We start from the raw sequence: 24,705 nt of genomic DNA, 5'->3' as shown, positions 1-24,705 counted from the left end.
CCGTGGTGCCCGAGATGACGGAGTGGCCCAAGAGGCGTCCAATGGAGGTGTCGGACACCCGCTCGGCAGAGAAGAGCCGAGGCTATGGCCAGACGGAAAGGCACCGGGGGGCTGCGGCGGCTCGGTGAATGGTGTGCGCACCACTTCGTGATCGTGATCGTCGCTTGGCTGGTCGCACTGGGCGGGCTGCAAGCACTCAACCACATCCATGGCGGGACCTACTCCGACGACTTCGCGCTCTCGAACGTCCAGTCGCAGGAAGGCCTGGATGTTCTCCAGCAGCATGATCCGCAGGCCGGCGGCTACAGCAGCCAGATCGTCCTGCACGACGACGACAAGGCGCTGTCCTCGCTCGGCTCGCAGATGTCGACCGCCGTCGCCGACCTGCAGAAACTGCCGCACGTCCTGGCGGTGCAGAACCCCCTGGGCGCCACCTCCTCGAAGGTCGGGCCGGTGTCCTCCGACGGGAAGACCGGCTACATCACCGTCCGCTTCGACGAGCAGCCGTCCCTCCTCGGTGACAGTTACCTCCACGGAGTCGACGACGCCGTACAGCCGCTGCGGTCCGCCGGCGCCGACGTCGAGTACGGCGGATCGCTCGGGGAGCTGGCGCGGCCCGCCGCCGACGACCGGGTGAGCGAGCTGATCGGGTTCGGCGTCGCCATCGTGGTGCTGCTGGTCGGGTTCGGCAGTGTGATCGCCGCCGGGCTGCCCCTGATCACCGCGCTGATCAGCGTGGTCGGCGGCCTCGCCTGTCTCGGGCTGCTCGCCATCGCGTTCACCTTCGCCACGGTCTCGCCCACCCTGGCCACGATGATCGGCCTCGGCGTCGGTATCGACTACGCCCTGTTCCTGATCACCCGGCACCGGCAGGGCCTCATGGACGGCGCCGACCCGGTGCGCGCCGCCGGCCACGCCGCCGCCACCAGCGGGCGTGCGGTGCTCGTGTCCGGTACGACGGTGATCGTCGCCCTCATGGGCCTGTGGGTGTCCGGCGTGAGCTTCATCGGCAAACTCGGCGTCGCCGCGGCCGTCACGGTCGTCTCGGCCGTCCTGGGCGCGCTGACCCTGGTGCCCGCTCTGCTGGGGCTGATCGGCCGCCGTATCGACCGCTACCACCTGCGCCGCCCGATCGCCGAGACCGACGCCGAACCGGGCGCCGAGGTCACGGGCACCTGGCACCGCTACGCCCAGCGCGTCGAGCGCCATCCGCTGCGGTACCTGTCCGCGGGCCTCGCCACCGTGGCGGTGCTGGCGATCCCCGTCTTCTCGATCCAGCTCGGCCACATCGGCGACGGCGCCGATCCCACCTCGTTCACCGACCGTCGGGCCTACGACCTGATGACCGACGCGTTCGGTGCCGGCTCCAACGGGCCCCTCACCGTCGTCGTCGACCAGAGCTCCGTACCGGACTCGCAGCGCTCGGACCTGGCCTCGAAGGCTCAGAAGGCCCTCAATGACGCGTCCGGAACCTCCTTCGTGACACCCCTGACGCCGACGAAGGACGGTGACGTCCTGGTCGGCACGGTCTACTCGGCGAAGTCCCCGCAGAACGCGGACACCACCGATCTCACCAACCGGCTCGTCGACGACACGCTGCCCGACGCGGTCTCCGGCACCGACGCCAAGGGCTACGTCACCGGCACGACGGCCGCGCAGGTCGACTTCCGCGACATCGTCGCGAGCCGGCTGCCGCTGATCATCTGCGTCGTGGTCGCCCTGGCCTTCCTGATCATCCTCGCGGTCTTCCGCGGCGTGCTCGTGGCCCTGAAGGCGGCCGTCCTCAACGTCCTGTCGATCGCCGCCTCGTACGGCGTGGTCGTCGCCGTGTTCCAGTGGGGCTGGGGCGGGCCCGCGCTGGGCGTCAACGGCAAGGTGCCCATCGAGAGCTATGTGCCGATGATGATGTTCGCCATCATCTTCGGGCTGAGCATGGACTACGAGATCTTCCTGCTGTCCCGCGTGCACGAGGCCTGGCTGCGCACCGGGGACGCGAAGGGCTCGGTCGCCCACGCACTGGAGATCACCGCCCGTGTGATCACCTGCGCGGCACTGATCATGATGAGCGTCTTCGCCGCCTTCATCGTCAGCGACAACATCGTGGTCAAGATGCTCGGCCTGGGGCTCGCCGTCAGCGTGCTCATCGACGCCAGCGTGGTCCGGCTGCTCATGGTGCCCGCCGTGATGACCCTGCTGGGCCCGCATGCCTGGTGGACCCCGAGGTGGCTGGACCGGGTGCTGCCGCACATCGACGCCGAGGGAGAGTCGGAGACCCCTGGGGCCCGTCCGGAGCCCGAGCCCCGGGCGGGAGAAGGGGCCGCCGACCGGACTACAGCCCGGCGCGCACGGCGTCGGTGAAGGCCGGCCACACCTCGATCGCCCACGGCCCGAACGCCCGGTCCGTCAGCGCGACGCAGGCCGCTCCCGCGTCCGGGTCGATCCACAGGAACGTACCCGACTGCCCGAAATGCCCGAAGGTGCGTGGCGAGGAGGAAGAGCCCGTCCAGTGCGGGGACTTGCCGTTGCGGATCTCGAAGCCGAGCCCCCAGTCGTTCGGGTTCTGGTGCCCGTAGCCCGGCAGCACGCCCTTCGTCCCCGGGTACTGCACGGTCATCGCCTCGGCGACCGTCCGCGGGTCCAGCAGCCGCGGCGCCTGCACCTCCGCCGCGAACCGCAGCAGGTCCTCGACCGTCGACACCCCGTCCTTCGCCGGGGAGCCCTCCAGCGAGGTGGCCGTCATGCCCAGCGGCTCCAGCACCGCCTGCCGCAGATACTCCGCGAACGGGATGTCCGTCGCCTTGGCGATGTGGTCCCCGAGCTGCTCGAACCCGGCGTTGGAGTACAGCCGCCGCTCACCGGGCGGGGCCGTCACCCGGTGCTCGTCGAAGGCCAGCCCCGAGGTGTGCGCGAGCAGATGCCGCACCGTCGAGCCCTCGGGCCCGGCCGGCTCGTCGAGCTCGACGGCCCCCTCCTCGTACGCGACGAGGACGGCGTAGGCGGCCAGCGGCTTGGTGACCGAGGCGAGGGGGAAGCGGTGTCCGACGGGACCGTGCGTACCCGGGACCGTGCCGTCCGCCCGGACGACACCCGCGGCGGCGGTGGGGACCGGCCAGTTCTCGATCAGTGCGAGGCTCTGCAAGGACATGCCTGTGAGCCTAAGCCGCTCAGAGCTTCAGAATCATCGTGGGGTCCGGCTTGTGGGCGAAGCCGAGGGAGGCGTAGAGCGGCTCGGCCTCCGGGGACGCCGTGAGCATGACCTGCCCGGCGCCCCGCTCGCGGAACCACACCAGCAGCTCGTCCATGCACGCGCGCGCGTACCCGCGACGCCGGGCCCCGGGATCGGTGGCGACGCTGAAGACGTACCCGGCCAGCCCGCGCGGATTGCCCGCCTTGCCGATCCGGTAGTCGACCGTGCCGACCACCAGCGCCGCCAACGCCCCCGGCCGGTCCGGGTGGTCGACGACGAACGCGGCGAAGTCCCCGTCCGCCTCGCCCAGCTTCACTCTGAGCCCCGGCAGGGACTCCGCGTGCCACTCGGTTGAACTGTCCCCATCGGGCAGCGCGTCGATCATCACCTGGCGCAGACGCAGCGATTCCTGCGCGTCCTCGGGCGTGGCACGGCGTACGAGACTCATGGCCCGCACGCTAACCACGGTGATCACGCCATGTCCCGTGGTTTTCTTACCGTTTCCGCTTGCTTGGAGCGCACTCCAAGGTCATAGCGTGGAGCGCATGACGGTGATGGAGACCACGAGTACCAGGACCGACAGCTGCGCCGCCCCGCCGCACCCGCACCGGCGGCCGGAAGGCCAGGACAGCTACACGATCAGCGAGGTCGTCGCCTTCACCGGGCTGACGGCCCACACCCTGCGCTGGTACGAGCGGATCGGCCTCATGCCGCACATCGGCCGCTCGCACACGGGCCAGCGCCGCTACAGCAACCGCGACCTGGACTGGCTCGACCTCGTCGGCAAGCTGCGGCTCACCGGCATGCCGGTCGCCGACATGGTCCGGTACGCCGAGCTGGTGCGCGAGGGCGACCACACGTTCGGCGAGCGCTTCGAACTCCTCGAGTCCACCCGCCGCGACGTCCTCGCCCGGATCGCCGAGCTGCAGGACACGCTGGCGGTACTCGACCGGAAGATCAGTTTCTACGCGGACGCGGGCCGTCTGTACGAGCAGGACAAGACGCACGCGCAGGGCAACACGTACGAGCACGAGAAGACGGAGAAGGCCGGATGACGGACAGCAGGATCGAGGCGGCACGACTCGGCGCGACGGGACCCGAGGTGGGTGTCCAGGGCCTCGGCTGCATGGGCATGAGCTTCGCGTACGGCCCCACGAACGCCGACGAGTCCAGGGCGACCCTGGAACGGGCACTGGAGCTGGGCGTCACGCTGTACGACACGGCGGACGCCTACGGCGCGGGGGAGAACGAGAAGTTCCTGTCGCCGTTCTTCAAGGCGCACCGGGACGAGGTCGTCATCGCCACCAAGTTCGCCCTGTCGATCCCGCCGGACGACCCGTCGCGCCGGGTCATCCGCAACGACGCGCCGTACATCCGCCAGGCCGTCGAGGCGAGCCTGCGTCGCCTGGACGTCGACGTGATCGACCTCTACTACATGCACCGCCGCGATGTGAACGTCCCCATCGAGGAGACCGTCGGCACGATGGCGGACCTGGTCCGCGAGGGCAAGGTCAAGCAGCTGGGACTGAGCGAGGTGACGGCGGACGAGCTGCGCGCCGCGCAGGCCGTGCACCCGATCGCGGCCGTCCAGTCCGAGTGGTCGCTCTTCAGCCGCGACATCGAGCCGAAGGTGGTCCCGGCGGCCCGCGAACTGGGCGTGACCCTGGTCCCTTACTCGCCGCTGGGCCGAGGCTTCCTCACGGGCTCCTTCGCCAAGGCCGAGGACCTCACCTCCGATGACTTCCGCCGCCAACAGCCCCGTTTCACCGGGGAGAACGCGGCCGCGAACGCCGCTCTGCTGGACCCGATCCGCACGGTGGCCGAGGCCCACGGCGCCTCCCTGGGCCAGATAGCCCTGGCGTGGGTCCAGCAACAGGCCGCGGTGCACGGCCTCCCGGTGATCCCGATCCCGGGCACACGCAGGCCGACGCGGGTGGAAGAGAACGTGGCGGCGACGCGGATCGTGCTGAGTGAGGAGGAGTTGGCCGCGCTGGAGCCGATCGCCTCGAAGGTGGCAGGCGACAGGTACGCGGACATGCGGTTCGCTTCTGCCGGACGGGAGTAGGTCCTAAAGCTCCGCCAGCAATTCCGCCTTCTTCACCGAGAACTCCTCATCCGTCACCAACCCTGCCTTGTGCAGTTCTCCCAGGTGGCGGATGCGCTCGGCGATGTCGGCGGGGTCACGCCGCGGTGCCGCTGCCGGTACCGCGGCGACCGGCCCGGACTTCCGTACCGCCGCCAGCACGGCCGCGGCGAAGGGCAGCGACTCATGCACCGGCCCGTACCCGAGCCCGAACACCACAGCCGCCGGATCCTGGTCGGCCTGCGCCGGCCGGCCGTCGGCGGAGTCCCGCCGCAGCAACCGCAGATGTCCCTCGAAGACCTCGGGAGAGCGCCACTCGACGCCGCTCAACTCGGCCACCGGAAAGCTCTGGTCGCCGGCCTTCCACTTCGCCGACGACGCCCCGGTCCAGAACCACCGGAAGTGCACCGTCTTGCCGTCGAAGGACGCCTTTCCGTCGTACGCCTTGAACTGCAACGGCACCTCGGGCGCGGCCACGAGGAACTCCTCGGCGGGCCCGGAGTGCGTCAACTGCGCCCGCAACTCGTCGGCGTAGTACTCGGCCAGCGTCTCCTTGTCCGCGGGCAGCACCAGCCGATACGGATCGCACCCTTCCTTCAGCTGCCCGGCCGCCGCCTCCATCAGCGGATCGGCGCCGGGACGGGGTTCGACGCGCAGCACCACGGTGCCCCGCTTCCCCGGCGTCAGCGTCACCCCGGCGATGGCCCCAAGGGGAACACGGCGTTCCCCCAACGCCGAGAAGAGCTTGGGAGTTCGAATCCCCCGTTCGTGACGGATGAGCACGGAGTCGGACTCGAACTCCCAGGTGGTATGAAATCCGGCCAGTACATCACCCATGCGGCTCATCGTATGCGGCACGCGCTCCTCCGTCGCCACCTCGCGCAGACCGCAGTTCCTGCGCCTCTACGCGCGTCCGACCGACGCCGTGCCGGACAAACCCGCCCGGCAGGCCTCGGCATCGTCGGCGCAGCGCACCGACTCGTACGCGCCAACCCCGATCTCGGCGAAGTTCAGCACGCTGTCCGTACCCGGCTCGAAATAGCCGCCGTGTCCCTTCGCGTCCCGCGCCGACAGCACCCGCGCCCCGAACACCGCCGAGACCGGGTCCTCCCCGTGTCCCAGACCGCCGAGTTCGAGGTACGGCACGTCCTGCACCCAGTCGTCCGCGTCCCGCATCGCCCACACGCGTGCGGAGGTGCGCAGCTGGGAGGCCTTCTCGACCCGCATGCCCGGGCTGCCGGCCACCGCTATGTCGGCCACCCGTGCCGGCAGCGTGTGCGCGGCCAGGCCGCACAGCACCGAGCCGTAGCTGTGGCAGAAGAGGGACACCGGTGACCTGCCGGGCAGCGCCCGCACCAGCGCGTTCAGACGGACGGCCCCGGACTGCGCCCGCATCGCCGTCGCCGAGTCGATGCCCAGGCCTTCCGGCGTGGTGTAGTCGGCCCAGGCGATCACGGCCGTGGGCGTCGAGGCACTCGCCGCGCGCTCGGCCGCGTACAGGGACTGCGCCATGCCGACCGGCGCCGAGTACTTGCGGCTGGTGCGCTGGAAGGTGAGCAGATTGGTGTCGACGCCGGGGACGACGACGGAGATCCGCTCGGCCTTCGTCAGATCGCCGAAGACCTCCGCGGCACGCCCCGACCCCTCCGGGTCGAAGGCGAGGATGTGCCGGTCGGCCTGCATCATCGACTCGAAGCGATGCATACGGCGGCTCGCCTCACGCTGCCCGTCCGGCGTGAGCTTCGTGTCGTGCATCCGCCGCCGCTCGATCTTGCGCGCCTCGTCGAGGGCGATGCGGTTGGCGCGGTAGCGCAGCTGGACGGGGGCGCCGTTCATGTTGCCGACCGCGAGCGGATAGCGGCGGGCGAGGCTGCCGCGCTGCTGATCGGTGAGCGAGGCGAAGAAACGGGCGAGCCGGGCGGGGGAGGAGTCGGCCTCCGGCAACCGGTGTCCGGCTATGCTGCCGTGCTCCCAGGCGCTGAGCGAGGCCTGCAGCGGCGGGGTGCTCCGGTGATGGCGCAGTGCGGTCCAGCCGGTGGTCGCCAGCATCACGAACACCACGGCCAGCGCGAGCAGGGCGCGCCAGACGTTCAGTTGCGGGGACGTGTCGAAGGAAGTCACTGGGAGGACACACTAGGAGAACGGGAGGGTCTCGCGTTAACCAAGTGACAGGTATCACGTTTCGATCACACCGGTGGGAACACCCCGATGACCTCAGCGTGTTCGCCAGCTCTCGCTGAGTGCGGGACCCACCTGTTCGAGATATGAGACGGTCAACGCCCGCATGGCGTCGAGGCTGAAGTCCGCACCCGTACTCCACTGACGCTCCGTCAGCCGCATCACCCCGCCGAAGACGGCCACCGCCAGCCGCGGCCGCGGGTCGGCGTCGATGTCGACGCCCTCGCGCTCGGCCAGGATGCGCGCGATCGCCTCCTCGATCTCCACCGAGCGCCGCAGATGGGCGGCGAGCAGGACGGGCGTCGACTCGATCACCTGGTACATGCGCAGGAACAGCTCGACCGGTACGACCGCCTCGACCACGTCGTTGAGCGTGTCCCAGCCCTCCAGCACGGCCTGCCGCAGCGCCTCCATCGGGGCCTCGTGCGGCGGGCGCTCGCGCACCGCCTGCAGGAAGTGCGCCACCGTCATCTCCTGCAGCGCGAGGGCGGCCTCCTCCTTGCCGGCGAAGTAGCGGAAGAAGGTGCGCTGCGAGACGTCCACGGCGTCGGCGATGTCGTCGACGGTGGTGTGCTCGTAGCCCTGGCTCGTGAAGAGCTCCAGCGCGGTCCGCAGCAGCGCTTCCCGGGTGCGCTGTTTCTTGCGTTCGCGCAGTGTGTCCATACGTGTCAGTTACCGACTTGTGAATTGGTTTGTCAATTGTCAGTGGCTGTCACTAGCCTCGAACACATGACTAGTCAGACCACCATCGAAGCGACGGGGTCGGGGGGCAGGGCACCGGCAGCTCCGTCGGACGCGACGCAGACCAAGGGGTTGCGCGGTCACCCCTGGTTCACTCTCATCACCGTCGCAGTGGGGGTCATGATGGTGGCCCTCGACGGCACCATCGTGGCCATCGCCAACCCGGCCATCCAGAAGGACCTCGGCGCGACCTTCGCCCAGGTCCAGTGGATCACCAACGGCTACTTCCTCGCCCTCGCGGTCTCCCTGATCACGGCCGGCAAGCTCGGCGACCGCTTCGGGCACCGCCAGACCTTCCTCATAGGCGTGGTCGGCTTCGCCGCCGCCTCCGGTGCCATCGGCCTGTCCGACAGCATCGCGCTGGTCGTCACCTTCCGCGTCTTCCAGGGCCTGTTCGGCGCGCTGCTGATGCCGGCCGCGCTCGGCCTGCTGCGGGCGACCTTCCCGGCCGAGAAGCTGAACATGGCCATCGGCATCTGGGGCATGGTCATCGGTGCCTCCACCGCGGGCGGCCCGATCCTCGGCGGCGTGCTCGTCGAGCACGTCAACTGGCAGTCGGTGTTCTTCATCAACGTGCCGGTCGGCATCGTCGCCGTCGTCCTCGGCGTCATGATCCTGCTCGACCACCGCGCCGAGAACGCCCCGCGCTCCTTCGACCTCCTGGGCATCGCCCTGCTGTCGGGCGCCATGTTCTGCCTGGTCTGGGCCCTGATCAAGGCCCCGGCCTGGGGCTGGGGCGACGGCAAGACGTGGGCGTTCATCGCCGGGTCGGTCCTGCTCTTCGCGTTCTTCGCCTTCTGGGAGACGAAGGTGAAGGAGCCGCTGATCCCGCTGGGACTGTTCCGCTCCGTCCCGCTCTCCGCGGGTGTCGTCCTGATGGTCCTGATGGCCATCGCCTTCATGGGCGGCCTGTTCTTCGTGACGTTCTACCTGCAGAACGTGCACGGCATGGGCCCGATCGAGGCGGGCGAGCATCTGCTCCCCCTCACCGGCATGATGATCGTCGGCTCCCCGCTCGCGGGAGCGCTGATCACCAAGCTGGGCCCGCGCATCCCGCTGGCGGGCGGCATGGCGGCCACCGCGATCGCCATGTACGGCATGTCCACGCTGGCGGCGGACACCGGCAGCGGCATCATGTCCGTCTGGTTCGCCCTGCTCGGCTTCGGCCTGGCGCCGGTCATGGTCGGCGCCACGGAGGTCATCGTCGGCAACGCGCCCATGGAGCTGTCCGGCGTGGCCGGCGGTCTCCAGCAGGCGGCGATGCAGATCGGCGGCAGCCTCGGTACGGCCGTCCTCGGCGCCGTCATGGCCTCCAAGGTCGACAGCGACCTCGCCGGCAACTGGACGGACGCGGGACTCCCGCCGCTCACGGCGGCCCAGGAGGCCCAGGCCTCCGAGGCGGTCCAGGTCGGCGTGGCACCGCTGGCCCCGGGCACCCCGGAGCAGATCGCCGCGAAGATCACGGACGTGGCGCACGACACGTTCCTCTCCGGCATGAGCCTGGCGTCCCTGGTCGCCGCGGGTGTGGCCGTCGTCGCGGTCTTCGTCGCCTTCCTCACCAAGCGGGGCGAGAACGCGGAGGCGGGCGCGGGCGCGGCGCACATCTGACGCCGATTCCGGCGGAGTTCGCCTATCAGGGTGACTGCGCCCGGGATCCCTCCCCTCCGGCACGCGCGGCACGTCACATTGGGTCAAGCCAGGGCCTGCGGCGCGCTGCCGGAGGGGGACAGCGCGCCGACGGCCCGGAAACGCGTAGGAATGACCGGCGCACCGTGGGTACTCGCCAAGTCGAACGCCGACTCAGGGAGTTGACGATGGCGGGCTTCGGACATGGAACGCGCAGGTACCCCCGCTCACGTGGCCGGACGTGGTCACGGACCGGGCCGGATCGCGCGACGCTGGGGATCGTCGGAACCATCTGCGCGGTCGCCGGCTTCTTCGTCCTGGGCATCATCCTCGGCCCCGTGGCGATTGCCTGCGGTTGGCTGGCGATGGGCCGCAGCTGGACCGGGGCCCGCCCCGTTCCCGCGCTGATCGCGTTGGTGCTGGGGGCGATAGACACCCTGCTGGCCATCATCTGGCTCGCGGGGGCGGCAACACCGGGGAACGGCATGTTCTAGTGCCCAAGAGCCCGGGGCCGCGGGTTTGATGACGGCTGCGGGCGGTGTGTGGCTGATCGCGCAGTTCCCCGCGCCCCTAAGGGCGTTGCAGTGCCGTCCGCTCAACCGCGGGCATTCGTGCCGCCTGGGGCGGCACGGGTGGGCGCGGGCGGCACCCGTCAGCGCCGGGCTGCGCGACCCACCCCCGCCGGCCCCCACGCCGGGCAACCAGCTAACGGACCTGCTCCCCGCCGACCTTCCGGTTGCCCGACAGTTCGGCAACCTCCGCCCGCAGCGCCCGAACCTCCTCCGTCAGCACCCGTATCGCCTCCGTCTGCCGCCGCTCCTCCACGTCGTCCATCTCGAACCGAGCTATGAACCACGCGGCGATGTTCGCGGTCACCACACCCAGCAGGGCGATCCCGGACAGCATCAACCCGACGGCGATCATCCGCCCGAGCCCCGTGGTCGGCGCATGATCCCCGTATCCGACGGTCGTCATGGTCGTAAAGGACCACCACACCGCGTCACCCGGCGTCTTGATGTTCCCGCCCGGCGCATCCCGCTCCACCGACAGCACGGCCAGCGAGCCGAACATCATCAGCCCGACCACCGATCCGGCGACGTACGTCGTCAGCCGGATCTGTGAGGCCATCCGCGCCCGCTGCCCCACGAGCAGCAACGTCGACACGAGCCGCAGCAGCCGCAACGGCTGCACCAGCGGCAGGACGACCGCACACAGATCGAGCCAGTGGGTCCGTACGAACTCGCGCCGCCGCTCGGCGAGAGCGAGCCGCACGACGTAGTCCAGCGCGAACGCCCCCCACACCACCCACTCCACTACGAGGCACGCGGTCACCGCGTCCCGGCCCGCGTCCGGCTCGACGATCGGCACGGCATAGGCCACGGCGAACGCCAGAGCCAGACCGAACAGCGGCCGCTGGGTATGCCGTTCCCAACGGACCTGGGCAGGAGCTTGCTTCATGTCCGCATCGTAGGAAATGTGAAGGGGTGGTGTATCCCGCAGGTCACCCACGGGTCACCCACGGCGCACACCACCCCGTCGAGCCGTTGACGCTACGCGTCGCCCCCGGCAGCCCCGGGATCGGCGGCCGAGACGTCGAGCAGCTGATACCGGTCGATCGCCTGCTTCAGCACCGACCGGTCCACCTTCCCTTCCTTCGCCAGCTCCGTCAGCACGGCGACGACCACCGACTGCGCGTCGATGTGGAAGAAGCGGCGGGCCGCCCCGCGGGTGTCCGCGAACCCGAAGCCGTCCGCGCCCAGCGACTGGTACGTCCCCGGCACCCACCGGGCGATCTGGTCCGGCACCGCCCGCATCCAGTCGGACACGGCCACGAACGGCCCCTGGACCCCGGTCAGCTTCCGCGTCACATACGGCACCCGCTGCTCCTCCTCCGGATGCAGCAGGTTGTGCTCCTCGCACTCCACGGCCTCGCGCCGCAGCTCGTTCCAGGAGGTCGCCGACCAGACGTCGGCCTTGACGTTCCACTCCTCGGCGAGGATCTTCTGCGCCTCGATCGCCCAGGGAAGGGCCACACCCGACGCCATGATCTGCGCCGGGATCGAGCCCGACGTGCCCTCGCTGAAGCGGTAGACACCCTTGAGGATGCCCTCGACGTCCACGTTCTCCGGCTCGGCCGGGTGCTGGATCGGCTCGTTGTAGACGGTGAGGTAGTAGAAGACGTCCTCGCCGTGCGGGTGCTCCTCGGAGCTGCCGTACATGCGCCGCAGGCCGTCCTTGACGATGTGCGCGATCTCGAACCCGAACGCCGGGTCGTACGCCACACAGCCGGGGTTGGTCGAGGCGAGCAGCTGCGAGTGGCCGTCGGCGTGCTGCAGACCCTCACCGGTCAGCGTCGTACGGCCGGCGGTCGCACCCAGCACGAAGCCGCGCGCCAGCTGGTCCGACATCTGCCAGAACTGGTCGCCGGTGCGCTGGAAACCGAACATCGAGTAGAAGACGTACACGGGGATCAGCGGCTCGCCGTGCGTGGCGTACGCCGAACCCGCCGCGATGAGGGAGGCCGTGCAGCCCGCCTCCGAGATGCCGTCGTGCAGCATCTGGCCCGTCGGCGACTCCTTGTAGGCGAGGAGCAGGTCGCGGTCGACGGCCTCGTACTGCTGGCCGAGCGGGTTGTAGATCTTCGCGCTCGGGAAGAAGGAGTCCATGCCGAACGTGCGGTACTCGTCCGGCGCGATCAGCACGAACCGCTTGCCGAGCTCCTTGTCCCGCATGAGGTCCTTGAGCAGCCGTACGAACGCCATCGTGGTGGCGATCGACTGCTGACCGGAGCCCTTCTTCACGGTCGCGTACGTCTTGTCGTCCGGCAGCGCCAGCGGCTTGGAGCGCACCACGCGTGTCGGGACGTAACCGCCGAGGCCCTTGCGGCGGTCGTGCATGTACTGGATCTCTTCGGAGTCCCGCCCGGGGTGGTAGTACGGCGGGAGCCCGCTCTCCAGCTCCTTGTCGGCGATCGGCAGGTGCAGCCGGTCGCGGAAGCGCTTGAGGTCGTCGACCGTCAGCTTCTTCATCTGGTGCGTGGCGTTGCGGCCCTCGAAGTTGGGACCGAGCGTCCAGCCCTTGATCGTCTTGGCGAGGATCACGGTCGGCTGGCCCTTGTGGGCGCGGGCGGCCGAGTAGGCGGCGTAGATCTTGCGGTGGTCGTGACCGCCGCGGCCCAGGTGCAGGATCTGGTCGTCGGTCATGCCCTCGACCATGGCGCGCAGCCGCTGGTCGTCGCCGAAGAAGTGGTCGCGGATGTAGGCGCCGGTCTCGGTGGCGTATGTCTGGAACTGGCCGTCCGGCGTGGTGTTCATCCGGTTGACGAGGATGCCGTCGCGGTCCTGCGCGAGCAGCGGGTCCCACGTCCGGTCCCAGATCAGCTTGATCACGTTCCAGCCGGCGCCGCGGAAGATCGACTCCAGCTCCTGGATGACCTTGCCGTTGCCGCGCACCGGCCCGTCGAGGCGCTGCAGGTTGCAGTTGACGACGAAGGTGAGGTTGTCCAGGCCCTCACGGGCGGCGATGGACAGCTGGCCGAGCGACTCCGGCTCGTCCATCTCGCCGTCGCCCAGGAACGCCCATACATGCGACTTGGAGGTGTCCGCGATGCCGCGCGCCTCCATGTAGCGGTTCATCCGCGCCTGGTAGATCGCGCCGATCGGGCCGAGGCCCATCGACACGGTCGGGAACTCCCAGAAGTCCGGCATCGACCGCGGGTGCGGGTAGCTGGACAGCCCCTGCGGGGCCTTGGACTTCTCCTGGCGGAAGCCGTCGAGGTTCTCCTCGCTGAGGCGGTCGAGCAGGAAGGCGCGCGCGTAGATGCCGGGGGAGGCGTGGCCCTGGAAGAAGACCTGGTCGCCGCCGAGGCCGTCGTCCTTGCCGCGGAAGAAGTGGTTGAAGCCCACGTCGTACAGCGAGGCGGAGGAGGCGAAGGTGGCGATGTGGCCGCCGACGCCGATCCCCGGGCGCTGGGCCCTGGACACCATGACGGCCGCGTTCCACCGGGTGGCGTTGAGGATCTTGCGCTCGATCTCCTCGTTGCCCGGGAAGAACGGCTCGTCCCTGGTGGCGATCGTGTTGACGTAGTCCGTGCTGCGCATCTCGGGCACGGCCACACGCTTCTCGCGGGCCCGCTCGATCAGCCGCAGCATCAGATAGCGGGCCCGCTCCCGGCCACGCTGGTCGACGGCGGCGTCGAGGGAGTCGAGCCACTCCTGGGTTTCCTCGGGATCGAAGTCAGGAACCTGACTCGGAAGGCCGCCAATGATGATCGGGTTGCGATCGGATCCGGAAGCCACGCTGGTCCTTACCTGTCAGAGGGCTGTGTTTCTGGGGATTCTGGGCGTCTGCACCGCTCCCCATCGTGTACCTCGGGGCGCCAAACGTCATCTCTACTGTGGGGTAACCGTTGCCTGGTAAACGGCTGAGTGCCCACGCATGGTTCCCAAACGCACAAAGGGGGCACATTGGCGTGGTGCGTGTCACCTTGAGACGATGAGGTGTGCCAGGAGTTGCGGTGACACGTTCAGGATCGTCACCGTTTCGGCGGTCTCAACGGCCGGGTACTTGCGCGATCCGTCCCGCCCGTGTGGACTACGGCCAATGCTTCGCGCACGCGCGTGGCTGAGTTATTCCCAAGACATGATCAGGAGGCAACCCGTGAGCGCGACCGCGGACCACGCGGAGGAGCGGACGAACCCTGCCGTCAGGCTGGGGTTCCAGCCCGAGCAGGTGGTCCAGGAGATCGGCTACGACGAGGACGTAGACCAGGAACTCCGCGAGGCCATTGAGGAAGTCGTCGGCAACGAGCTCGTGGACGAGGACTACGACGACGTCGCCGATGCCGTGGTGCTGTGGTTCCGCGACGAGGACGGCGACCTGACGGATGCGCTGGTGGACGCCACCACGTACATCGAAGAGGGCGGCTCGATCCTCCTGCTCACGCCGAAGACCGGCCGTGACGGTTACGTGGAGCCCAGCGACATCTCGGAAGCCGCGACGACGGCGGGGCTGTCGGCGTCCAAGAGCGTCAGCGTCGGCAAGGACTGGAGCGGCAGCCGGCTGGTGACGCCCAAGGCCGCGAAGACCAAGAAGTGATCCGGTGACGGTGCCGGGCCGGGCCGAAACGCCCGGCCCGGCCTCCTGCACGGGCCCCGGTGGCCGCTGCATAGGGTGGATGCCACCCGAACAGCCCCACCGAAGGGACATCCACGACGATGGCGATCCAGGTCGGCGACAAGGCCCCCGACTTCGAGCTCAAGGACAACCACGGCGCGAGCGTGAAGCTCTCCGACTTCCGCGGTTCCAAGAACGTCGTCCTGCTCTTCTACCCCTTCGCCTTCACCGGCGTGTGCACCGGCGAGCTGTGCGAGGTGCGCGACAACCTCCCGAAGTTCTCCGACCGCGACACCCAGGTGCTCGCCGTCTCCAACGACTCCATCCACACCCTGCGCGTCTTCGCCGAGCAGGAGGGCCTGGAGTACCCGCTGCTCAGCGACTTCTGGCCGCACGGCGAGGTCAGCCGGGCCTACGGCGTCTTCGCCGAGGACAAGGGCTGCGCGGTGCGCGGCACCTTCGTCATCGACAAGGAGGGCGTGGTGCGCTGGACCGTCGTCAACGCCCTGCCGGACGCGCGCGACCTGAGCGAGTACGTCAAGGCGCTCGACACCCTCTGATTCTTCGGCATCAAGGCCTGCGAGGTACGGGAACCCGTCACTAGGATCGACTCGTTGATCCGATATCAAACGCATGGCGGGGCTCCCCGCCCCTGGAAACCAATGGAGGACTCGTGGGAGTCAGCCTCAGCAAGGGCGGCAACGTATCACTGACCAAGGAGGCCCCCGGCCTCACCGCGGTCATCGTCGGTCTGGGGTGGGACGTCCGCACCACGACCGGCACCGACTTCGACCTCGACGCCAGCGCGCTGCTGCTGAACAACGCGGGCAAGGTCGCCAGCGACCAGCACTTCGTCTTCTTCAACAACCTCAAGAGCCCCGACGGCTCCGTCGAGCACACCGGCGACAACCTCACCGGTGAGGGCGAGGGCGACGACGAGCAGATCAAGGTCAACCTCGCCGGTGTCCCGGCCGACGTCGAGAAGATCGTCTTCCCGGTGTCGATCTACGACGCCGAGAACCGCCAGCAGTCCTTCGGCCAGGTCCGCAACGCGTTCATCCGCGTCGTGAACCAGGCCGGCGGCGCAGAGATCGCGCGCTACGACCTCAGCGAGGACGCGTCCACCGAGACCGCGATGGTCTTCGGCGAGCTGTACCGGCACGGGGCGGAGTGGAAGTTCCGCGCCATCGGCCAGGGCTACGCCTCGGGCCTGCGCGGCATCGCACAGGACTTCGGCGTCAACGTCTGAGGCCACTGGCCGGCTCCGGCGCCGCACCGTTCGGGTGCGGCGCCTGGGCGTGCCCCCTCTGGGGCAGGACAACCAAAGAAGCATCACCCTGGGGAGGACCAGCATCATGGGCGTCACGCTCGCCAAGGGAGGAAACGTCTCCCTGTCCAAGGCCGCACCGAACCTCACTCAGGTGATGATCGGGCTCGGCTGGGACGCGCGCTCCACCACCGGAGCCCCTTTCGACCTCGATGCCAGCGCCCTGATGTGCAACGGCGGACGGGTCCTGGGCGATGAGTGGTTCGTCTTCTACAACCAGCTCAAGAGCCCGGACGGCTCGGTGGAGCACACCGGGGACAACCTCACCGGCGAGGGCGACGGCGACGACGAGTCGATCCTGGTCGACCTCTCCAAGGTGCCGGCCCACTGCGACAAGATCGTCTTCCCGGTCTCCATCCACATGGCCGACGAGCGCGGCCAGACTTTCGGCCAGGTCAGCAACGCCTTCATCCGCGTGGTGAACCAGGCCGACGGCCAGGAACTCGCCCGCTACGACCTGAGCGAGGACGCCTCCACCGAGACCGCCATGATCTTCGGCGAGGTCTACCGCTACCAGGGCGAATGGAAGTTCCGCGCGGTAGGACAGGGGTACGCGTCGGGCCTGCGCGGCATCGCACTGGACTTCGGGGTCAACGTCTCATAACGCGATATGAGCAAAAGCCGGGGGCCGGTGGGGTGCGAAGGGGAGCCGACTAGACTTCGGGTTCAAAGCTTCGTAAAGCCGAGTGCGGCGCGGGGGAGCCCCGTACACAGAGGATTGGGTAGCCAGTGGTTCTGAAAACCTTCGGCTGGTCGTTCGCGGTCACCGCGCTCGGCCTCGTCGCGGCGGTCTTCTACGGGGGGTGGGAGGCCTTCGGCATCGTGGCGATCCTCTCCGTCCTCGAGATCTCGCTCTCCTTCGACAATGCGGTGGTCAACGCCGGAATCCTGAAGAAGATGAATGCCTTCTGGCAGAAGATCTTCCTCACCATCGGTGTCCTCATCGCCGTCTTCGGTATGCGGCTCGTCTTTCCCGTCGTCATCGTGGCCGTCACCGCCAAGCTGAACCCGGTCGAGGCGGTCGATCTGGCGCTGACCGACAAGGATCACTACCAGCAGCTGGTGACGGACGCGCACCCGGCGATCGCCGCCTTCGGTGGCATGTTCCTGCTGATGATCTTCCTCGACTTCATCTTCGAGGAGCGGGACATCAAGTGGCTGAGCTGGCTGGAGCGCCCGCTGGCCAAGCTCGGCAAGGTCGACATGCTGTCGGTCTGCATCGCCCTGGTCGTGCTGCTCATCAGCGCGATGACCTTCGCGACCCACGCCCACCAGCACGGCGGCACCCACGTCGACAAGGCGGAGACGGTGCTCCTGGCCGGCATCGCGGGCCTGATCACCTACATGATCGTGGGCGGTCTCTCCGGCTACTTCGAGGACAAACTCGAAGAGGAGGAGGAACGCGAGCACGAGGAGGAGGAAGAGGCCGCGCGCACGGGCAAGCCCCGCTCGGCCGTCGCCCTCGCCGGCAAGGCCGCGTTCTTCATGTTCCTCTACCTGGAGGTCCTGGACGCGTCCTTCTCCTTCGACGGTGTGATCGGCGCCTTCGCCATCACCAACGACATCATCATGATGGCGCTGGGCCTGGGCATCGGCGCGATGTACGTCCGGTCGCTCACCGTCTACCTGGTCCGCCAGGGCACCCTCGACGAGTACGTCTACCTGGAGCACGGCGCGCACTACGCGATCGGCGCGCTCGCCGTGATCCTCATGGTCACCATCCAGTACCAGATCAGCGAGATCGTCACCGGCCTGATCGGTGTGGTCCTGATCGGTGCCTCCTTCTGGTCCTCGGTGCGCCGCAACCGCGCGCTCGCCGCAGCGGAGGGAAAAGCGGCGGCCTCGGACGAGAAGACTGAGGTCTCGTCCGGGGTGTGACACCCCTGCAGCTGAGGAACGCTCTGAGCGGGGCGGCCGGGCTCCGGCCGCCCCGCCGGTTTTTCCAAGTGAACGCGGTTCGTTTGTGGGACGTGGGGGCGGAATGGGCTTCTTGGACGGACTCTGGCGCGGTCGAGCCGCCGATTTCGACTCGGGCAGTGCGTCGACGAACGCGATCGCGCTGACCAAGCGGCACGATCGCGTTTCCCTGACCAAGCAGGGTGCTGCGACCGGGCATCTGCGGGTCAACCTCGCGTGGCGGATGCGGACGTCCGACATCGGGGGGTCACAGCGGGAGAGTCTGCTGCGGCATCCGTTCAAGGCGCTCAAGCCGCCGGAGGTGCTCGGGCACAGCCAGAGCATGGTCAATGTCGACCTGGACCTCGGGTGCCTGTATGAGCTGGCCGACGGGACGAAGGGGGTCGTCCAGCCGCTGGGCGGGTTCTTCGGGGACGTGAACTCGCCGCCGTACGTCAAGCTCAGCGGGGACGACCGGTTCGGGTCGGCGTCCGGGGAGACGATGTACGTCAACCTGGATCACCGGGAGAACATCAAGCGGCTGCTGGTCTTCGTGTACATCTACGACCAGACGCCGGCGTTCGACCGTACGCATGCGATCGTCACGTTGTACCCGAGCAACGGGCCCCGGATCGAGATAGGTCTCGATGAGCGGCACCCCCAGGCTCGGTCCTGTGCGGTGGTGATGATCGAGAACGTCAAGGGTGAGCTGTGGGTCCGGCGTGAGGTGAAGTTCGTTTACGGGTTTCAGGCCGAGCTGGATCGGTTGTTCGGGTGGGGGCTGCAGTGGGGGCGCGGATACAAGACAAAGGCGGAGAAGTAGTCGCCTGAGAGCTCGGGACCTTGGGCTGTGTGGCGGGTGCGGGTTCGTCGTGGTTGATCGCGCAGTTCCCCGCGCCCCTGACGGGGCGCTCGCGTCACCGGCCGATGAATTGTGGGCCTTGGGGTGGCAGCTGGAACTCCTGGGGCTGTGCTGCCGTCACGGGAGGCGGGTAGCCGTAGCCCGAGTGGGCCGTGGCCGGCTGGCTGGTCGGCTGGGGGTAGCCGTACGCCGGCTGCGTCGGCGGGGGCTGCTGGGGGTAGCCGTAGGACGGCTGGGGCGGGACCGTGGTCGTCGGCTGCTCGGGCGGCAGGGGCTGGGAGACCTCGGGCGCGGGTGCGGGGGCGGCGGGCTCCTCCGCTGCCTCGGCCTCGTCCACCGAGATGCCGAAGTCCGTGGCCAGGCCCTTCAGGCCGTCGGAGTAGCCCTCGCCCAGGGCGCGGAACTTCCAGCCCTCACCGCGGCGGTACAGCTCGCCGCAGATCAGGGCGGTCTCCTGGCCCGTCTCCGGCTTGATGTCGAAGTACGCCAGCGGGTCGCCCTCGGCGGCCGTCGCGTCGTACAGCAGGATGCGTAGGTCCCGTACGCGGTCGAAGGTGACGCCGTCCGCCGAAGCGACCAGCAGAATCTGACCGACGGCGGGCTCGACACCGGCGAGATCTGTCTGGATGGTGTCGGTGAGGCCCTCCGCGAGCCGCTTCTTGCCGAGGCGCCAGACCTTCCCGGAGGGGTGCCGGGGCTGGTTGTAGAAGACGAAGTCCTCGTCGGAGCGCACGCGACCGTCGGGGCCGAGGAGCAGAGCCGAGGCGTCGACATCCGGGACCCCCTGCCCGGGCGTCCAGCGCAGCACGGCGCGCACCGTCGTGGCCTTGAGCGGGACGTTCGACCCCTTCAACATCGCGTGCGTCATGCCGTCATCCTGCCTTCTCCGTCCTGGTCACGACAACGCGGGGGGTACGCGGACCGTGCGCGCTCGTGTTTGTCCGCGTTACCAGAAATTCATGCCCTGCGGGAACCCCTGACATGGGTATCTACGTACTATTACCGGCCACCTGTGAACAGCTCACAGGGGTCACTGAGACACCACGGGGGAGTTCTATGCGTCATTTCGGGCACATCGCCCCGGAGGTGCGGCAGCGCCTCTTCCACCAGGAGCCGTGCGAGTTCACCGCCGACTCCCCGGCCCGGCTGCTCTCCGCGGCCCTGGGCGCCACGCTCTACAGTCCGGCCACCCGGCCGCGGCTCGCCGACGACATCGTCAAGCAGGCGGGGAACGGCGTGGTTTCGATGGTGCTGTGCCTGGAGGACTCCATCGGCGACGAGGACGTCGCCGCGGGCGAGGAGAACCTCGTCCGGCAGTTCGCGGATCTCGCCGAGCGGCCGGTCACCGAGCTGCCGCTGCTCTTCGTCCGGGTGCGCACGCCCGAGCAGATCCCCGACCTCGTCCGGCGCCTGGGCCCGTCCGTGCGGCTGCTGTCCGGTTTCGTGTTCCCCAAGTTCACGGAGGAACGCGGCATCCCCTTCCTGGAGGCCCTGACCGCGGCCGAGGCCATCGGCGGGCGCCGGCTGTTCGGCATGCCCGTGCTGGAGACGCCCGAGCTCATGTACCGGGAGTCCCGCGTGGACGCCCTGGAGGGCATCGCCCGCGCCGTCGACAAGTACCGGGACCGGGTGCTCGCCCTGCGGCTCGGCGTCACCGACTTCTGCTCCTCGTACGGGCTGCGGCGCGCCCCCGACATGACCGCCTACGACGTCCAGATCGTCGCCTCCGTGATCGCCGACGTCGTGAACATGCTGGGGCGGGCCGACGGCACCGGGTACACGGTGACCGGTCCGGTGTGGGAGTACTTCCGCGTCCCCGAGCGCATGTTCAAGCCGATGCTGCGCACCAGCCCGTTCCTGGAGGGACAGGCCGTCGAGCTGCGCGAGAGACTGATTGAGCACGCGATGGACGGGTTGCTGCGGGAGATCTCCCTGGACCACGCCAACGGTCTGCTGGGCAAGACCTGCATCCACCCCTCCCATGTGCCGGCGGTGCACGCACTGTCCGTGGTCAGTCACGAGGAGCACGGCGACGCCGTCGACATCCTGCGGCCGGAGCGCGGCGGCGGGGGCGTGCTGAGGTCGGCGTACACGAACAAGATGAACGAGGTGAAGCCGCACCGAGCCTGGGCCGAGCGGACCATGCTGCGCGCGGAGGTCTTCGGCGTCGCGCGCGAGGACGTCAGCTTCGTGGATCTGCTGGCCGCCACCATTCCCGGCTGAACCCACCTCTATCCAAGGGACGCATGAACAACGCAGTGAACAACGGGGTCTGGTCCGGCAGCTGGGTCGCCGAGCGGCTCGGAGTCCGGCTCATGGGCGACGACGAGCTCACGGAGCTGCTGGGGCTCGCCCTGCGCCGCAACCCCAAGCGGGCGCATCTGCTGGTCTCCAACGTGCTCGGCAAGCACGTACCGCAGTCACCGTCCGTGGTGTACGGCGCCGGCTTCGCCCTGGGCCGCCGGGTGCGGGACCTTCTGGGCGCCGAGGAAGCGGGCGCCGCAGTCGTCCTCGGCTACGCGGAGACGGCGACCGGTCTCGGCCACTCCGTCGCCGACGGCATCGGCGCCGCCCCCTACCTGCACTCCACCCGCCGCCCGGTCGCCGGGGTCGCCCGGGCGGGCGGCTTCGAGGAGTCCCACTCGCACGCCACCTCGCATCTGCTGCTGCCGGAGGATCCGGCGCTGCTGGTGGGGGACGGGCCGCTGGTCCTGGTCGACGACGAGTTCTCGACCGGGAACACGGTGCTGAACACCATCCGGGACCTTCACGGGCGGTACCCGCGGCGGCGGTATGTCGTGGTGGCGCTGGTGGACATGCGGTCGGCTGCGGATGCCGGGCGACTGGAGGAGTTCGCGCGGGAGATCGGTGCCCGGGTGGATCTCGTGGCGGCGGCTTCGGGGATCGTACGGCTGCCCGAGGGGGTGCTGGAGAAGGGGCAGGAGTTGGTGGCGCGGTACGAGGAAGAGAGTGCCGCGGAGGGTCGTTCGTCGTCTGCGGCTTCGTCGTGGCTGGTCGCGCAGTTCCCCGCGCCCCTTGAGGGCGTTGCAGGCGCCGCGAGCCTTGCAACCGACGGTCGGACCACCCCCCTAGGGGCGCGGGGAACTGCGCGACCAGCCCCCACCGACCCGCACCCGGCCGACAACCGCACCCACCCCCACCTACCCCACATCACCCGCGTCGATCTGCACTGGCCCCCCGGCCTCCCCGACGGCGGCCGCCACGGCTTCACCCCCCAGCATCGAATACGGCTGGAGGGCGCCCTCCCCGCCATGGCAGCCCGCCTCGCAGAGGCGCTCCCCGCCGACGCCCGCCGCGTCCACGTCCTCGGCTTCGAGGAGCTGATGTACGCCCCGCTGAGGCTGGCCCGTGAGCTGGAGCAGGTCGTGGAGGCCGAGGTGCGGTACTCCACCACCACCCGCTCACCCGTCCTCGCGGTCGACGACCCGGGTTACGCGATACGCACCCGTCTCGTCTTCCCCGCCCACGACGACCCCGCCGACGGCCCCGGCGAGCGCTACGCCTACAACGTCGCCGGTGCCGGGTTCGACGCCATCGTCGCCGTGGTCGACTCGGTCGCCGACACCCCCGAACTGCACGCACCCGACGGCCTGTTGGACCAACTGGCCGCCCACACCCCGCACGTCGTCCTCGCGGTCGTCCCGTCGTACGTCCCCGAAAGGCCCCCCATGCTCCCCGAGCCCCTCCGCGGCCCCGCCTTCTCCAGTTACGCCCCCGAGGAGGTCGGCTGGCTGCTGCAGGACCTCTCGGACGTGACGCTGGAGGCGCCGACCGAGGAACGCGAGGAGGCCATCCAGAGCGGTGGCGCGCACTACGCGGAGTCGCTGCCCGTGGAGTATCAGCCGAGCGAGCAGTACCAGGCGCTGTTCCACGCGGCGCTGGAGGAGTCGGCGGCGCGGCTGGCGCAGGCGGTCGGCGCGGTCACCGAGATCGTCCTCGCCGAACGGTCGCCGCGCCCGGTGCTCGTCTCCCTCGCCCGCGCGGGCACCCCCGTCGGCGTGCTCATGCGCCGCTGGGCCCAGTTCCGGCACGGCCTCGACCTGCCGCACTACGCCGTGTCGATCGTGCGCGGCCGCGGCATCGACGCCAACGCGCTGCGCTGGCTGGCCGAGCACCACGACCCGCGGGACGTCGTCTTCGTCGACGGCTGGACCGGCAAGGGCGCCATCACCCGCGAACTCGCCGCCGCGCTCGAGGAGTTCGAGCAGTCCGACGGCATCACCGGCTTCGACCCGGAGATCGCCGTACTGGCCGACCCGGGTTCCTGTGTGCGGACGTACGGCACCCGCGACGACTACCTCATCCCGTCCGCCTGCCTCAACTCCACGGTGTCCGGCCTGATTTCACGCACCGTCCTGCGTGCGGACCTGGTCGGCCCGAACGACTACCACGGCGCGAAGTTCTACCGCGAACTCGCCGGCGTCGACGTGTCCGTGGCCTTCCTCGACGCCGTCTCGGCCCGCTTCCCCGAGGTCATGGACGCCGTCGACGCCCAGGCCAAGGAACTGCTGTCCGCCGACCGCGCGCCGACCTGGGAGGGCTGGAAGGCCGTCGAGCGCATCAGCGAGGAGTACGGCATCCACGACGTGAACCTCGTCAAGCCGGGCGTCGGCGAGACCACACGGGTGCTGCTGCGCCGTGTGCCCTGGAAGATCCTCGCTCGGGCCGGTGCCGGCGCCGACCTGGACCACGTCCGTCTGCTGGCCGAACAGAGAGGGGTCCCGGTGGAAGAGGTCGCCGAACTGCCGTACACCTGCGTGGGGTTGATCCACCCCAAGTACACGCGGGGCGCGACGGGCGCCGACGGCAAGGCGGTGAACGTCTGATGCCGGTGCTCGTGGCGAGCGACCTCGACCGTACGCTCATCTACTCGTCGGCGGCCTTGGCGCTGACCATGCCGGACGCGCGGGCGCCCCGGCTGCTGTGCGTGGAGGTGCACGAGAGCAGGCCGCTGTCGTACATGACCGAGACGGCCGCGCAGCTGCTGACGGACCTCGGTGACTCGGCGGTCTTCGTGCCGACCACGACCCGCACCCGCAAGCAGTACCAGCGCATCAACCTGCCGGGCCCGCCGCCGAAGTACGCCATCTGCGCCAACGGCGGCCACCTGCTGGTCGACGGCGTCTCCGACCCCGCCTGGCACGCACAGGTCACGGCCCGGCTGGCCGAGCAGTGCGCGCCGCTCGCGGAGGTGCAGGACCACCTGATGGCGACGGCGTCCCCGGCGTGGGTGCGCAAGCACCGCGTCGCCGAGGACCTCTTCGCCTACCTGGTCGTCGAGCGCGAGCTGCTGCCCGAGGAGTGGGTGAAGGAGCTCGCGGTGTGGGCGGAGAACCGCGGCTGGACGGTGTCGCTGCAGGGCCGCAAGATCTACGCCGTCCCGAAGCCCCTCACCAAGAGCGCCGCCATGCACGAGGTCGCCCGGCGGTCGGGTGCGGAGCTGACGCTGGCGGCGGGCGACTCCTTGCTGGACGCAGACCTACTCCTGGCCGCGGACAAGGGTTGGCGCCCGGGACACGGCGAGCTGGCGGACGCCGACTGGACGGCTCCGGCGATCACTGCGCTGCCGGAGCGGGGGGTGTTGGCGGGTGAGCGAATCTTGCGGGAGTTTTTGAAGGCAACCCGCACGACAACGCCCTAAAAGGGGCGCGGGGAACTGCGCGACCAGC

22 protein-coding genes are annotated in these 24,705 nt (G+C 69.4%); 14 read left to right on the top strand and 8 right to left on the bottom strand.

The genetic code is table 11. From position 1 onward, the window contains the following. The first annotated feature begins 84 nt into the window (after window positions 1-84). Window positions 85-2,358 carry an MMPL family transporter gene (locus ACIBU0_RS15880; RefSeq protein ID WP_398817681.1) on the top strand — a complete coding sequence of 758 codons (2,274 nt, stop codon included), beginning with the start codon at window positions 85-87 and terminating at the stop codon, window positions 2,356-2,358. On the opposite strand, the gene ACIBU0_RS15875 is transcribed toward ACIBU0_RS15880, so the two are convergent. Both ACIBU0_RS15875 and ACIBU0_RS15870 read right to left on the bottom strand, forming a co-directional pair. Beyond that, on the bottom strand, window positions 2,330-3,145 hold the full coding sequence (locus ACIBU0_RS15875) for a serine hydrolase domain-containing protein (protein WP_398817678.1): 816 nt from the start codon (window positions 3,143-3,145) through the stop codon (window positions 2,330-2,332). The genes ACIBU0_RS15880 and ACIBU0_RS15875 overlap by 29 nt on opposite strands. 19 nt (window positions 3,146-3,164) lie before the next feature. After that, entirely contained in the window at window positions 3,165-3,635 is a 471-nt protein-coding gene (locus ACIBU0_RS15870; protein ID WP_398817675.1) for a GNAT family N-acetyltransferase, read from the bottom strand. A gap of 97 nt (window positions 3,636-3,732) precedes the next feature. Between ACIBU0_RS15870 and ACIBU0_RS15865 the strand changes: the two genes are divergently transcribed. Together ACIBU0_RS15865 and ACIBU0_RS15860 are read left to right on the top strand one after the other, a co-directional pair. Then, the gene (locus ACIBU0_RS15865; RefSeq protein WP_398817672.1) at window positions 3,733-4,242 is read left to right on the top strand and encodes a MerR family transcriptional regulator; all 510 of its coding nucleotides are present in this window, start codon (window positions 3,733-3,735) and stop codon (window positions 4,240-4,242) included. Further along, on the top strand, window positions 4,239-5,252 hold the full coding sequence (locus ACIBU0_RS15860) for an aldo/keto reductase (RefSeq protein WP_398817669.1): 1,014 nt from the start codon (window positions 4,239-4,241) through the stop codon (window positions 5,250-5,252). Before ACIBU0_RS15865 ends, ACIBU0_RS15860 begins: the two co-directional genes overlap by 4 nt. 3 nt (window positions 5,253-5,255) lie before the next feature. Here ACIBU0_RS15860 and ACIBU0_RS15855 read toward each other — a convergent pair whose 3' ends face one another. The 3 genes from ACIBU0_RS15855 to ACIBU0_RS15845 form a co-directional block, all read right to left on the bottom strand. Further along, window positions 5,256-6,116 carry a DUF4429 domain-containing protein gene (locus ACIBU0_RS15855; RefSeq protein ID WP_398818297.1) on the bottom strand — a complete coding sequence of 287 codons (861 nt, stop codon included), beginning with the start codon at window positions 6,114-6,116 and terminating at the stop codon, window positions 5,256-5,258. 57 nt (window positions 6,117-6,173) lie between these two features. After that, window positions 6,174-7,391, bottom strand: coding sequence for an alpha/beta hydrolase (locus ACIBU0_RS15850; protein WP_398817666.1), 1,218 nt, complete (start codon window positions 7,389-7,391; stop codon window positions 6,174-6,176). A 93-nt stretch (window positions 7,392-7,484) separates the two neighbouring features. Continuing rightward, entirely contained in the window at window positions 7,485-8,111 is a 627-nt protein-coding gene (locus tag ACIBU0_RS15845; protein WP_398817663.1) for a TetR family transcriptional regulator, read from the bottom strand. 66 nt (window positions 8,112-8,177) lie between these two features. On the opposite strand from ACIBU0_RS15845, the gene ACIBU0_RS15840 reads away from it, so the two are divergent. Further along, entirely contained in the window at window positions 8,178-9,797 is a 1,620-nt protein-coding gene (locus tag ACIBU0_RS15840; RefSeq protein WP_398817660.1) for an MFS transporter, read from the top strand. 206 nt (window positions 9,798-10,003) lie between these two features. Further along, window positions 10,004-10,309 carry a small hydrophobic protein gene (locus ACIBU0_RS15835; protein ID WP_398817657.1) on the top strand — a complete coding sequence of 102 codons (306 nt, stop codon included), beginning with the start codon at window positions 10,004-10,006 and terminating at the stop codon, window positions 10,307-10,309. A gap of 211 nt (window positions 10,310-10,520) precedes the next feature. Here ACIBU0_RS15835 and ACIBU0_RS15830 read toward each other — a convergent pair whose 3' ends face one another. Next, the gene (locus ACIBU0_RS15830) at window positions 10,521-11,273 is read right to left on the bottom strand and encodes a potassium channel family protein (protein WP_398817654.1); all 753 of its coding nucleotides are present in this window, start codon (window positions 11,271-11,273) and stop codon (window positions 10,521-10,523) included. 92 nt (window positions 11,274-11,365) lie between these two features. Further along, window positions 11,366-14,113 (bottom strand): pyruvate dehydrogenase (acetyl-transferring), homodimeric type, encoded by a 2,748-nt coding sequence (gene aceE, locus ACIBU0_RS15825; protein ID WP_398817652.1) that lies wholly within the window; start codon window positions 14,111-14,113, stop codon window positions 11,366-11,368. Between the two features lie 361 nt (window positions 14,114-14,474). Between aceE and ACIBU0_RS15820 the strand changes: the two genes are divergently transcribed. The 6 genes from ACIBU0_RS15820 to ACIBU0_RS15795 all read left to right on the top strand — a co-directional run bounded on the left by ACIBU0_RS15820 (window position 14,475) and on the right by ACIBU0_RS15795 (window position 18,976). Further along, complete coding sequence (locus ACIBU0_RS15820; RefSeq protein ID WP_031476285.1) at window positions 14,475-14,912, top strand: DUF3052 domain-containing protein; 438 nt, start codon at window positions 14,475-14,477, stop codon at window positions 14,910-14,912. A gap of 119 nt (window positions 14,913-15,031) precedes the next feature. Further along, a complete protein-coding gene (locus tag ACIBU0_RS15815) occupies window positions 15,032-15,490 on the top strand; it encodes a peroxiredoxin (RefSeq protein WP_398817648.1) in 459 nt (152 codons plus the stop codon). A 113-nt stretch (window positions 15,491-15,603) separates the two neighbouring features. Next, entirely contained in the window at window positions 15,604-16,179 is a 576-nt protein-coding gene (locus ACIBU0_RS15810) for a calcium homeostasis/redox stress adaptation protein (RefSeq protein WP_398817645.1), read from the top strand. A 106-nt stretch (window positions 16,180-16,285) separates the two neighbouring features. Beyond that, window positions 16,286-16,861: a TerD family protein gene (locus ACIBU0_RS15805; protein WP_398817642.1), complete on the top strand. Its 576-nt coding sequence runs from the start codon at window positions 16,286-16,288 to the stop codon at window positions 16,859-16,861. 125 nt (window positions 16,862-16,986) lie between these two features. Beyond that, entirely contained in the window at window positions 16,987-18,135 is a 1,149-nt protein-coding gene (locus ACIBU0_RS15800) for a DUF475 domain-containing protein (RefSeq protein ID WP_398817640.1), read from the top strand. A gap of 103 nt (window positions 18,136-18,238) precedes the next feature. Beyond that, window positions 18,239-18,976: a Tellurium resistance gene (locus tag ACIBU0_RS15795; RefSeq protein WP_398817637.1), complete on the top strand. Its 738-nt coding sequence runs from the start codon at window positions 18,239-18,241 to the stop codon at window positions 18,974-18,976. Between the two features lie 94 nt (window positions 18,977-19,070). Here ACIBU0_RS15795 and ACIBU0_RS15790 read toward each other — a convergent pair whose 3' ends face one another. Next, on the bottom strand, window positions 19,071-19,883 hold the full coding sequence (locus tag ACIBU0_RS15790; RefSeq protein WP_398817634.1) for a TerD family protein: 813 nt from the start codon (window positions 19,881-19,883) through the stop codon (window positions 19,071-19,073). 188 nt (window positions 19,884-20,071) lie between these two features. Between ACIBU0_RS15790 and ACIBU0_RS15785 the strand changes: the two genes are divergently transcribed. Genes ACIBU0_RS15785 through ACIBU0_RS15775 form a run of 3 tightly spaced genes read left to right on the top strand, consistent with a single transcriptional unit; the run spans window position 20,072 to window position 24,677 of the window. Further along, window positions 20,072-21,238, top strand: a complete 1,167-nt coding sequence (locus ACIBU0_RS15785; protein WP_398817631.1) for an HpcH/HpaI aldolase/citrate lyase family protein — start codon at window positions 20,072-20,074, stop codon at window positions 21,236-21,238. 23 nt (window positions 21,239-21,261) lie between these two features. Continuing rightward, window positions 21,262-23,862, top strand: a complete 2,601-nt coding sequence (locus ACIBU0_RS15780) for a phosphoribosyltransferase (RefSeq protein ID WP_398817628.1) — start codon at window positions 21,262-21,264, stop codon at window positions 23,860-23,862. Then, complete coding sequence (locus ACIBU0_RS15775) at window positions 23,862-24,677, top strand: HAD family hydrolase (RefSeq protein ID WP_398817625.1); 816 nt, start codon at window positions 23,862-23,864, stop codon at window positions 24,675-24,677. The genes ACIBU0_RS15780 and ACIBU0_RS15775 overlap by 1 nt, the downstream gene beginning before the upstream one ends. Window positions 24,678-24,705 lie beyond the last annotated feature (28 nt).

This window comes from Streptomyces sp. NPDC049627 (genome assembly GCF_044465645.1).
Lineage (GTDB): Bacteria > Actinomycetota > Actinomycetes > Streptomycetales > Streptomycetaceae > Streptomyces.
Note: the sequence above shows the minus strand (reverse complement) of the source record. Positions and strands in the feature narration are given on the sequence as shown.

What these genes read in the sequence shown, in the direction of transcription:
- ACIBU0_RS15830 (WP_398817654.1), bottom strand. Translation starts at nt 11,273, where the DNA reads ATGAAGCAAGCTCCTGCCCAGGTCCGTTGGGAACGGCATACCCAGCGG.
- ACIBU0_RS15795 (WP_398817637.1), top strand. Translation starts at nt 18,239, where the DNA reads ATGGGCTTCTTGGACGGACTCTGGCGCGGTCGAGCCGCCGATTTCGAC.
- ACIBU0_RS15835 (WP_398817657.1), top strand. Translation starts at nt 10,004, where the DNA reads ATGGCGGGCTTCGGACATGGAACGCGCAGGTACCCCCGCTCACGTGGC.
- ACIBU0_RS15855 (WP_398818297.1), bottom strand. Translation starts at nt 6,116, where the DNA reads ATGAGCCGCATGGGTGATGTACTGGCCGGATTTCATACCACCTGGGAG.
- ACIBU0_RS15785 (WP_398817631.1), top strand. Translation starts at nt 20,072, where the DNA reads ATGCGTCATTTCGGGCACATCGCCCCGGAGGTGCGGCAGCGCCTCTTC.
- ACIBU0_RS15865 (WP_398817672.1), top strand. Translation starts at nt 3,733, where the DNA reads ATGACGGTGATGGAGACCACGAGTACCAGGACCGACAGCTGCGCCGCC.
- ACIBU0_RS15860 (WP_398817669.1), top strand. Translation starts at nt 4,239, where the DNA reads ATGACGGACAGCAGGATCGAGGCGGCACGACTCGGCGCGACGGGACCC.
- ACIBU0_RS15815 (WP_398817648.1), top strand. Translation starts at nt 15,032, where the DNA reads ATGGCGATCCAGGTCGGCGACAAGGCCCCCGACTTCGAGCTCAAGGAC.
- ACIBU0_RS15840 (WP_398817660.1), top strand. Translation starts at nt 8,178, where the DNA reads ATGACTAGTCAGACCACCATCGAAGCGACGGGGTCGGGGGGCAGGGCA.
- ACIBU0_RS15870 (WP_398817675.1), bottom strand. Translation starts at nt 3,635, where the DNA reads ATGAGTCTCGTACGCCGTGCCACGCCCGAGGACGCGCAGGAATCGCTG.
- ACIBU0_RS15880 (WP_398817681.1), top strand. Translation starts at nt 85, where the DNA reads ATGGCCAGACGGAAAGGCACCGGGGGGCTGCGGCGGCTCGGTGAATGG.
- ACIBU0_RS15790 (WP_398817634.1), bottom strand. Translation starts at nt 19,883, where the DNA reads ATGACGCACGCGATGTTGAAGGGGTCGAACGTCCCGCTCAAGGCCACG.
- ACIBU0_RS15805 (WP_398817642.1), top strand. Translation starts at nt 16,286, where the DNA reads ATGGGCGTCACGCTCGCCAAGGGAGGAAACGTCTCCCTGTCCAAGGCC.
- ACIBU0_RS15875 (WP_398817678.1), bottom strand. Translation starts at nt 3,145, where the DNA reads ATGTCCTTGCAGAGCCTCGCACTGATCGAGAACTGGCCGGTCCCCACC.
- ACIBU0_RS15845 (WP_398817663.1), bottom strand. Translation starts at nt 8,111, where the DNA reads ATGGACACACTGCGCGAACGCAAGAAACAGCGCACCCGGGAAGCGCTG.
- ACIBU0_RS15775 (WP_398817625.1), top strand. Translation starts at nt 23,862, where the DNA reads ATGCCGGTGCTCGTGGCGAGCGACCTCGACCGTACGCTCATCTACTCG.
- ACIBU0_RS15780 (WP_398817628.1), top strand. Translation starts at nt 21,262, where the DNA reads ATGAACAACGCAGTGAACAACGGGGTCTGGTCCGGCAGCTGGGTCGCC.